This is a genomic window from Streptomyces sp. NPDC002490 (assembly GCF_040296045.1).
GTDB lineage: Bacteria > Actinomycetota > Actinomycetes > Streptomycetales > Streptomycetaceae > Streptomyces.
In genome coordinates this window covers 1-9618 of sequence record NZ_JBEOWM010000096.1, presented here as the reverse complement: position 1 = coordinate 9618, position 9618 = coordinate 1, and the positions used below count along the sequence as shown (strand labels likewise).

7 protein-coding genes and 1 pseudogene are annotated in these 9618 nt (G+C 75.7%); 3 read left to right on the top strand and 5 right to left on the bottom strand.

The window, feature by feature from the left end; all coding sequences use genetic code 11:
* From ABT092_RS30365 to ABT092_RS30345, 5 genes and pseudogenes are all read right to left on the bottom strand, one after another.
* On the bottom strand, positions 1–183 hold a 183-nt coding region (locus tag ABT092_RS30365; protein WP_351249636.1), incomplete at its 3' end, for a hypothetical protein.
* Positions 168–1739 (bottom strand): ABC transporter permease, encoded by a 1572-nt coding sequence (locus ABT092_RS30360; protein ID WP_351249634.1) that lies wholly within the window; start codon positions 1737–1739, stop codon positions 168–170. The genes ABT092_RS30360 and ABT092_RS30365, both read right to left, overlap by 16 nt.
* Entirely contained in the window at positions 1736–2605 is an 870-nt protein-coding gene (locus tag ABT092_RS30355) for an ATP-binding cassette domain-containing protein (RefSeq protein ID WP_351249632.1), read from the bottom strand. The genes ABT092_RS30360 and ABT092_RS30355 overlap by 4 nt, the downstream gene beginning before the upstream one ends.
* On the bottom strand, positions 2602–3339 hold the full coding sequence (locus tag ABT092_RS30350) for a zf-HC2 domain-containing protein (RefSeq protein WP_351249630.1): 738 nt from the start codon (positions 3337–3339) through the stop codon (positions 2602–2604). The genes ABT092_RS30355 and ABT092_RS30350 overlap by 4 nt, the downstream gene beginning before the upstream one ends.
* Before the next feature lie 71 nt (positions 3340–3410).
* Positions 3411–3972, bottom strand: a pseudogene (locus ABT092_RS30345) (RNA polymerase sigma factor).
* A gap of 213 nt (positions 3973–4185) precedes the next feature.
* On the opposite strand from ABT092_RS30345, the gene ABT092_RS30340 reads away from it, so the two are divergent.
* From ABT092_RS30340 to ABT092_RS30330, 3 genes are all read left to right on the top strand, one after another.
* On the top strand, positions 4186–6459 hold the full coding sequence (locus tag ABT092_RS30340) for a (Fe-S)-binding protein (protein ID WP_351249628.1): 2274 nt from the start codon (positions 4186–4188) through the stop codon (positions 6457–6459).
* A gap of 301 nt (positions 6460–6760) precedes the next feature.
* Positions 6761–8293: an FG-GAP repeat protein gene (locus ABT092_RS30335; protein ID WP_351249626.1), complete on the top strand. Its 1533-nt coding sequence runs from the start codon at positions 6761–6763 to the stop codon at positions 8291–8293.
* Between the two features lie 112 nt (positions 8294–8405).
* The gene (locus ABT092_RS30330; RefSeq protein ID WP_351249624.1) at positions 8406–9476 is read left to right on the top strand and encodes a Yip1 family protein; all 1071 of its coding nucleotides are present in this window, start codon (positions 8406–8408) and stop codon (positions 9474–9476) included.
* Positions 9477–9618: the final 142 nt, after the last annotated feature.

Genomic DNA, 9618 nt, shown 5'->3' with positions numbered 1-9618 from the left:
GCGGGCCCCCCCCCCCCCCCGGGGGCGGGGCCGCCCCCCCGGGGGCCCGGGCCGGGCCCCGAGGAGGAGCGGCAGCGCGCCGGTGGCGAGGGTCAGCACGGCCGCGCACGCCAGCGGGGTGCGGGGGGCGTCGCGCAGCAGGTGCGGCACCAGGGCCGCGCACAGGGTCAGAGTTCCGCGCACCGGGTGCCCTCCTCTCCCCGCGCCGTGTCCGCGGGCGCGGGCACCGGCGCGCCCAGCAGTCGGGCCGCCCGTGCGGTGCTGGTGCGTTCGTCGACGAGTGCGGGCCAGGACGCCCGCAGCCGGGCGCCGACCTCGTCGGCGGGCCGGTCCAGCAGGTCCAGGACGACCCGTACGGCGGGGGCGTCGACGGAGAGGAATTCGGCCGAGCCCAGGGTGGTGAGGCCGATGCCGCCGCCGAAGCTGCGCCGGTGCAGGGAACGCAGGGCGTTGGCGGTCTGCCCGGTGGCCTGTGCGGCGAGCCACAGGGTGGTCACGGCGCGGGCGCCGCACAGCCGGCCCGACCGGGGCGGTGCATCGGGGCGGCGGGGGCCGCCGACCACCCGGTCGGCGAAGCGCACCGCGAAGGAGAGCACTGCGTCCTCGCCCATGGCGTCGGTGTCCCACCGGGTGCCGACGGTGACCGCGCCGGGCGTGCCGTGCCGGGCGTCGTCCCGTGCCCAGGCCGCGAGCGGCGCCGGGCGGGCGAAGCCCTCGCCGTGACCGTCGAGGAAGATCCGTTGGCGGACCGCGTAGCGGCCGGTCCGTTCGACGGTCGGCACCCGGGCGAGGACGCCGTCGGTGATCCCCCGCCACCGTGCGGTGCGGGGCAGGAACTCGGGGAACGCGCAGAAGGTGACCCGGTCGACGGTCCGGCAGCGCTGGTGGTCCCCCGGCCGGCGTTCGACGTCCAGCCGGTGGGCCGCCGCGTCGTCGGGCAGGGGCCGGAACTGGGCGGCGCCGACGGCCACGGCGGTGACGGCCAGCAGCGCCAGCGCCGGCCGCAGTGCGCGGGCGCGGGCGCCGGCGCGGACCAGGGCGAACAGCACCAGGGCGCCGGTCACGGCGGCCAGGTAGCCGAGGTGCGTGCCGGCGGGCCGGTGCATCAGCGCGCTGGGCAGCGGGTCCGTCCACTCGTCCGCCACGCCGACCGGCGCCCACCACCGGGTGCCGGGCACCCCCAGCGCGCCGCAGAGCACCAGGGCGGCGAGGAGCAGGACGGCGAGGGGGCCGGCGGCGGCCGACCGGGTGAGGTGGGCGAGGGCCACGCCCGCGCAGCCGGCGAGGAGCACCACGACCGGGCCGGTGGCCAGTTCGGCCGGTGAGGGGCTGCCGACCGCGTCGGGGGAGGCGGCGTACCGGGCGGTGCGGGCGGCGGCCAGCACGGCGGCGAGCGCGGCCGGCGGGAGCGCGGCGAGGAGGTGGGCAGCGGTCCGTCGCCACGGGTGGAGGGCGAGCACCCCGCAGAGCGGCCCGGCCCCGTGCCGGTGCATCCGGGTGGCCGCCAGGTGGGTGCCGACCAGGGCGCCCGCGGCCAGCAGGAGCAGCGGGACCTGGGTGTGGCGGTCCTCGTCCTGGAGCACCGGGTAGGGGCCGTGCGGTCCGCCGTTCCCCTCCTGCCACGCCCACAGGGCGGTGTACAGGAGGAGGGCGGTCAGGAGGGCCGGGTGGCGCAGGGTGCGGGCGGCCTCGACGCGGGCCAGGGCCCACTGGGCGCGCGGGGCCCGTTCGGCGCTCATGCGCTGTTCCGGGAGGTGCGGTGGCGCAGCAGCAGGTAGCCGTCCTCGACGGTGGGGTCGACCGGGGGCGCGCCGGGCGGCGGGTCGCCGACGTTACGGAAGGTTCCGGCGCCGGTGCGCCAGGCGGCGAGTGCGCCGGGGGCGCGCTCCGCGCTGCTCCAGACGTGCCCGCGGGCGAGCCGGGTGAGGTCGGCGGGGCTGCCGTGGAAGGTCACCCGGCCGTGGTCGAGGACGACCACGGCGTGGCACAGGGCGGCCACGTCCTCGGTCTGGTGGGTGGAGAGCAGGACGGTGCGGTCCTCGCCGAGTCGGGCGACCAGTTCGCGCAGCCGCAGCCGTTGTTCGGGGTCGAGGCCCACGGTGGGTTCGTCCAGGACGAGCAGGTCCGGGTGGCCGACGACGGCGGCGGCGAGGGCGACGCGCTGGCGCATGCCGCCCGAGAGCCTCCGGATCCGTCGGCTGCGGTCCTGGGTCAGGCCGACCTCCTCCAGGACCCGGCGGGCCTCCGTGCGCCGGGCCTCCCGGTCGCCGAGCTCCTTGAGGATCGCCACGTAGTCGACGAAGTCGAAGGCGGTGAAGTGGCCGGGCAGTCCCGGGTTCTGCGGGAGGTAGCCGAGGCGGCGGCGCAGGGCCTGCCGGCCGGGGTCGGTGAGCGGGTCGAGGCCCAGCACCGACAGGGTGCCGGTGTCCGGGGCGCTCGCCGTGGCGAGCACCCGCAGCAGGGTGCTCTTGCCGGCGCCGTTGGGTCCGAGCAGCCCCGTCACGCCCGGTCCCAGGGTGAGGGACACCTCGTGCAGTGCGGTCCGGCGCCCGTAGCGGACGCCGACCCCGTCCAGGGTGACCCGGGGGGTGGCGGGCGGGTTCACGCGGTCCTCCCGGTGGCCGTGCGGCGGGGTCGGTCGAGGCCGTCGAAGCCGTCGCGCAGGGCGATCAGCGCGCCGACGGCCAGCAGGGTGACGGCCGCCATGGCCAGTTGGGCGGCGGGCAGCAGCACTCGGGTGCCCGCGGGGAGCTCGGGTTGGTGGCCGACCACGAGCCAGCCGGCCCAGGCGGTGAGGGTCAGGGCGACGGCGCGGGCGACGTCCATCCGGCTCGACAGCGCCAGGCAGACGGCGGTCAGCATCAGGGACGGCACGAGCCAGCCGAACAGGTGCGGGAACGGCAGCGGGAGCCCCGCGGCGGCCACCGCGCCCAGCGGCAGGCCCAGTGCCTGGACCGCCGCGGCGCGCAGCAGGACGGTGCGGAAGCCGCCCCGGGGGGACACGGCCAGCCACACGTACGCCGGGTCGAAGCGCGGGCCGGCGACGGCGGCGACCGCGAGGGCCGACAGGGCGGGCACCAGGGCGAGGAACGGCAGCGGCGCCGAGGGGGAGCTGCTCCAGCGGGCGAGGGCCACGGTCAGCAGGACCAGCAGGGCGGCCCCGCCCCACCAGGACCGGCGCAGGGCGGGCATCGCCGCGCAGAGGCGGGTGAGGTGCTCCGGGACGCCGAGGCGCAGGGCGCACCGCTCCAGCGGGCTGCGGGTGGGCTCGTCGGTGGCGCGGTCGATCCGTTGCCACAGCTCGGACAGGTCGCAGGGGTGGGGTGGTGGCCCGTTCACGGGTCGCTGCCTCTCTTCGGGGCGGGTGCCGAGGTCGACGGCGCCCCCCGTGGACGTCGTCGGCGTTCGGTTCAGGGGGACAGGTGGCGTCGGAGCAGGGTGCGGGCGCGGTGGGCCCGGGACTTGACGGTGCCGGGCGGGATGCCCAGTCGGTCGGCGGTCTCCCGGACCGTGAGTCCTTCGAGTGCGGTGGCCCGGACGACGGACCGCAGTTCGGCGGGGAGGCGGGCGACCGCCGCCAGGGCGCCGCCGCCCAGTTCGGCCAGGAGTTCGTCCTCCGCCGAGTCGGCGGGGCGGCGCGGGAGTCCCCGCAGTCGGCCGAGGAGGCGCCCCCGGCGTTCCCGGGCCCGTAGCGCGTCGACCAGTCGCCGCTGTCCCACCCGCCACAGCCAGCCGCTCACGTCGTCGAACGGGCGGGCCGCCGGTGCGCCGTTCGCGCCGGCGCCAGACCTCGACGAAGACGTCCTGGACGACCTCGTCCACCAGGACGGGGTCGGCGCAGCGCCGGCGCAGTCGGGTCCTCAGCCAGGGGGCGGGGGCGCGGAAGAGTTCCTCGAACGCGCGCCGGTCCCCTTCGGCCACTGCGGCCAGCAGTTCGGCGTCGGTGCGTGCGTCCTCCGGTTCGTCCCTCACGCCCCCTCGTCGTTCCGGGCGGGCCGGCCGGTTCGCGGGCGGGTCGTGATCCGCGCCACAGCGGGGGTAGGAGTCGCGGGAGGTGACCGGGGGACCCCAGCGACGGAGATCACCGGCGGGCTGGCTACAGCCCGGGGCGATAACTGGGTACCCTCAGACAGACCCCATAAGTTACCGCTTAGTAATCTGTATTCGCAGGCCCGAGGAGCCGCCATGCAACTCGCCGCGATCATCGTGTCGTTGGTGCTCGCCACCGTCGGCGTCGCCCTGTTCGCCCGGGCCGTCGGCCAGATCTACCGTTATGTGCGCCTGGGCCAGGACGTCCCCGCCGGCACCCGGACGAACGATCCGAAGCAGCGGACGTTGACGGTGGCCCGGGAGTTCCTCGGGCACACCCGGATGAACCGGTGGGGCGTCGTCGGCGTGGCCCACTGGTTCGTCTCGATCGGCTTCTTCACCCTCGTCCTCACCCTGGTGCACGCCTTCGGGCAGCTGTTCCGGGCGGACTGGACCCTGCCGCTCATCGGGACCTGGGCGCCCTACGAGGTCTTCACCGAACTGATCGGCGCCCTCACCGTCCTCGGCATCCTCGTGCTGATGGCGATCCGTCAGCTCTCGCTGCCGGGCCGGGCCGGCCGCAAGTCCCGCTTCGCGGGCTCCAACATGGGCCAGGCGTACTTCGTCGAGTACGTCATCCTGATCATCGGCCTCGCCATCCTGGTGCTGCGCGGACTGGAGGGCGCCCTGCACCACGTGGACGGGTACACCGCCGCGTTCCTGGTGTCGTACCCGCTGGTCGCCGCCTTCCGCGGACTGGACGTCACCACCCAGCAGAACCTCGTCTACCTGTTCGCGACGATCAAGATCTCCACCTCGTTCATCTGGATGATCACGGTCGCGCTCCGCACCGACATGGGCGTGGCCTGGCACCGCTTCCTCGCCTTCCCCAACATCTGGTTCAAGCGCCGCGCCGAGGGCGGCACCGCGCTCGGCGAACTGTTGCCGATGACCTCCGGCGGCGTGCCGATCGACTTCGAGGACCCGGGCGAGGACGACGTCTACGGCGTCAGCCAGGTCGAGCACTTCTCCTGGAAGGGCCTGCTCGACTTCTCCACCTGCACCGAGTGCGGACGCTGCCAGTCGCAGTGCCCCGCCTGGAACACCGGCAAGCCGCTCTCTCCCAAGCTGCTGGTGATGGCGCTGCGCGACCACGGGCACGCCAAGGCGCCCTATCTGCTGGCCGGCGGCGGCACGACGACGGAGGGCGAGGAGAAGGCGAGCGCCGAGGCCCTGGCAAACGTGCCGGCCGCCGCACTCGCGGAGGCCGGACGGCCCCTGATCGGCACCGCCGAGGAGCAGGGCGTCATCGACCCGGACGTGCTCTGGTCCTGCACCACCTGCGGCGCCTGCGTCGAGCAGTGCCCCGTCGACATCGAGCACATCGACCACATCGTCGACATGCGCCGCTACCAGGTGATGATCGAGAGCGCCTTCCCCTCCGAGGCCGGCACGATGCTCAAGAACCTGGAGAAGAAGGGCAACCCCTGGGGCCTGGCGAAGAAGCAGCGCCTGGAGTGGGTCAAGGAGGTCGACTTCGAGGTCCCGGTCGTCGGCGAGGACCTGGAGGACCTGAGCGAGGTCGACTACCTGTACTGGGTGGGGTGCGCCGGCGCACTGGAGGACCGGGCGAAGAAGACCACCAAGGCGTTCGCCGAGCTGCTCCACATGGCCGGGGTCTCGTTCGCCATCATGGGCGGCGAGGAGAAGTGCACCGGCGACTCCGCCCGGCGCCTCGGCAACGAGCCGCTGTTCCAGCAACTCGGCCAGGAGAACGTGGCCATGCTGAACATGGCCTTCGGCGAGGACGACGAGGACGAGAGCACCCGCAAGCCCGCCTCCGCCAAGCGGATCGTCTCCACCTGCCCGCACTGCTTCAACACCATCGCCAACGAGTACCCGCAACTCGGCGGCGACTACGAGGTCATCCACCACACCCAGCTGCTGCAACACCTCATCGACGAGGGACGGCTGGTCCCGGTCACCCCCGTCGAGGGCCTGATCACCTACCACGACCCCTGCTACCTCGGCCGGCACAACAAGGTCTACACGCCTCCGCGCGAGATCATGGACAAGGTCCCGGGCCTGCGGCAGCAGGAGATGCACCGCCACAAGGAACGCGGCTTCTGCTGCGGCGCCGGCGGCGCCCGGATGTGGATGGAGGAGCGGATCGGCAAGCGCATCAACGACGAACGGGTCGACGAGGCGCTCTCCCTGAACCCGGACATCGTCTCCACCGCCTGCCCGTTCTGCCTGGTGATGCTCACCGACTCGGTCAACGGCAAGAAGAACGACGGCCGGGCCAAGGAGTCGCTCCAGGTGGTGGACGTCGCCCAACTCCTGCTGGAATCGGTGCGGACGCCCGCCGACGAGCCGCCGGCCGGCGGCCCCGCCGAGGCCGGCGCCCCCGAACCGGAGCCCGCGGCCTGACCCGTACCGCTGCGCACGCCCTCCGGGCCCGGTCCACCCGGCGCGGTGGACCGGGCCCCGCGTTTTCCCCGCCGCCCCGCCCCGGAAACCCGCGGCCGGACGTATCGGGCGTACGCCGGGCGACTCCCCGCGCCTCCCCCGTCCCGCCCCCTGACGTACGACCGGTACCGCCAACGCCGTACGCGCACCGGGGTGTCGTGCAACCCTTCCGGCGGGCCCCCAGTCGAACAGAGGCCGGACGGGACCGGGCCCCGCCACCACCCCCGCCCGCCCGGACACCCATCCTCCACAGGAGCTGTACGTGCGCAACAAACGATCGGCCACCGCTCTCGCCGCGGCCTCGTTCCTCCTCGCGGCCGGGGCGGGCCTCACCGTGGCGACCCCGGCCCACGCGGGGACCCCCGGCGGGACGTACGCCCACGACCGCAACAGCGACTTCGACGGCGACGGCCACGAGGACACCGTGATCGCCGCACCCGAAGCCACCGTCCACGGGGCCCGCAGCGCCGGCCACGTCACCGTCCGCTACGGCTCCGAGCGCGGCCCGGCCGCCGCCCGCTCCGTCCGGATCAGCCAGGCCACCCCCGGCATACCGGGCGAACCCGAGCGCGGCGACCGCTTCGGCGCCGCCCTCGCCACCGGCGACCTCAACGGCGACCTCCACGACGAACTGGTCGTCGCCGCCCCCGGCGAGGACCTGAGCGGCCGCCGGGACGCGGGCGGCGTCACCGTGCTGTGGGGCGGCCCGGAGGGACTCACCGGCTCCGCCACCTGGGTCCGGGCCCGCGAACTGCGCCCCGGCGCCCGGTTCGGCACCGCCCTCGCCGCCGCCCGCTTCAGCGCCGCCCACCCCGGTGACCTGCTGGTCGTGGGCTCCGGGACCGGCGGCCTGGAACGCCTCACCTGGGCCCCGGTGCCCCCGCCCGTCGACGGCGGCCCGCCCGGCGGCGACACCCCGGGCGGCATCGCCCCGATGGGCACCGCCGGCACTCACGCCGCCGTGCGCGCCGGCGCGAAGCCGATCGAACGCGCCCCGCTCGCCGGCGGCCGGGCCCTCCTCCCGCGCGCCCTCACCACCGGCGACTACAACCGCGACGACCTCGCCGACCTCGTCGTCACCGGGGTGCGCGGCGACGGCTCGCCCGCCCACCCGCGCTCCGCCTACTACACCGGCGGCGCCCGGGGCCCCGTGTTCGCCCGCGAGCTGACCGGCGGTCAGCTCGCCGCCTCCGGCGACATCGACGGCGACGGCTACGACGACCTGGTCTCCGGACACCCCGCCCACACGGGCGGCCCGCTGCGGCACGGCGGCGGCATCACCGTCCGCTACGGCGGACCGGACGGCCCCTCCGCCCGCCCCCAGTGGTGGACCCAGGACTCCCCCGGCGTCGCCGGCGTCGACGAGGCCGGCGACGGCTTCGGCAGCGACGTGTCCGTGGCCGACGCGGACGGCGACGGCTACGCCGACGTCGCGGTCGGCGCGGCCGGCGAGGACGTGGGCGCCACCGCCGACGCGGGCGCGGTGTGGGTACTGCGCGGCTCCGCCACCGGACTCACCGGCCTCGGCAGCTCCCACTGGACCCAGGACTCCCGGCACCTGCCCGGCCGGGCCGAGCGCGGCGACGCCTGGGGCGAGCAGCTCCGCTTCACCGGCCCCGACCGGCGCGGACAGTACGCCCTGCTGGTCGCCGCGCCCGGCGAGGACCGGGACGCCGGGCGGGTGTGGCTGCTGCCCGCGGCCCTCGGCGGCGTCACCGCCGAGGGCGCCACCGCCTTCGGCGCGGGCCGCCCCGCCTCCGACGCCGGCCGCTTCGGCGCCGTCATCGACGAGTAAGCCGGCGCACCGAGTACCCGGGGGCGTCCCCCTCGGGTACTACGCCCCCCGAAGGAGCGCCCGCGCCCCCTTCACCCGCCCGAACGAGCCCCGTTCCCGGCCCCCTTAGGGGATGTCACAGCTCGGCCGCAAACCCCCCTGCCGGGGCCCCGCTCCGGCACGCCGCCACGCCGGACCGGGTACGTTCGAGGACGTGGCTGGATTCAGGATCGGACGCGGCCGGGACAACAACCGCGCACCCCAGGGGCGGGGGCAGCAGCCCCCGCAGCAGCAGCCGTACGGACAGCAGGCCCCCCGGCCCCCGTACGGCGGCCCGCCCGCGCCCGGCCCGGGCGGCGGCCCCCACGGTCAGGCACCGTACGGGCAGCCCCAGCAGTACGGGGGCCAACCCCCGTACCAGGACCACGGGCGGCCCGCCGGGCCCGGCGGGGGCTGGCCCCAGCCCCAGGGCCACGGCCCGGGCGGCCACGGCGAACCCGAGTACTTCGGCGACGGCCACCACCAGCAACAGCAACAGCACGGCGGACCCGACCCGTACGCCGCCAACAACCCCGGCCACACCCAGGCGTTCGCCGTCGGCGAGGACCCCTACCAGCAGGGCGGGACCTACCGCGCCGGACAGGCCGCGGCGCCCCCGGCCGGCCCCCCGCTGCCCTGGAAGGAACTGTTGACGGGCATCGTCACCCGCCCCTCCGCGACCTTCCTGCGGATGCGGGACTACGCGGTGTGGGGCCCGGCCCTGGTCGTCGCCTTCCTCTACGGCATGCTCGCGGTCTTCGGCTTCGACGAGGCCCGCACCGACGTGCTCGACTCGACGCTGTCCTCGGCGGTGCCGTACGTCCTGATCACCGGGGTCGTCATGGTGATCGGCTCCTTCGTGCTCGGCGCGGTCACCCACACCCTGGCCCGGCAGCTCGGCGGCGACGGCGCCTGGCAGCCCACGGTCGGCCTCTCCATGCTGATCATGGCCATCACCGACACCCCGCGCCTGCTGTTCGCCATGTTCCTGGGCGGCGACGCGCCCTTCGTGCAGATCGTCGGCTGGGCGACCTGGATCGCGGCCGGCGCGCTGTTCACGCTGATGGTGAGCAAGTCGCACGACCTGCCCTGGCCGAAGGCCCTGGGCGCCTCGGCGATCCAGCTGGTCGCCCTGCTGTCGATCATCAAGCTGGGCACCTTCTGACCCGACCGGACGACGACGGTACGGCGACGGCCCGGGCGGAAGTGATCCGCCCGGGCCGTCGCCGTAGCGTCGACCGGGGGCCCGAGATCGCCGCGCGGGGCGGGGGGACGGGGGCGCCCCTCGGGGGGACGGGGGGGGGGAC

Excerpts from the sequence above, each read along its gene's own strand:
- ABT092_RS30360 (WP_351249634.1), bottom strand. The coding sequence starts at position 1,739 with ATGAGCGCCGAACGGGCCCCGCGCGCCCAGTGGGCCCTGGCCCGCGTC.
- ABT092_RS30340 (WP_351249628.1), top strand. The coding sequence starts at position 4,186 with ATGCAACTCGCCGCGATCATCGTGTCGTTGGTGCTCGCCACCGTCGGC.
- ABT092_RS30330 (WP_351249624.1), top strand. The coding sequence starts at position 8,406 with ATGTCACAGCTCGGCCGCAAACCCCCCTGCCGGGGCCCCGCTCCGGCA.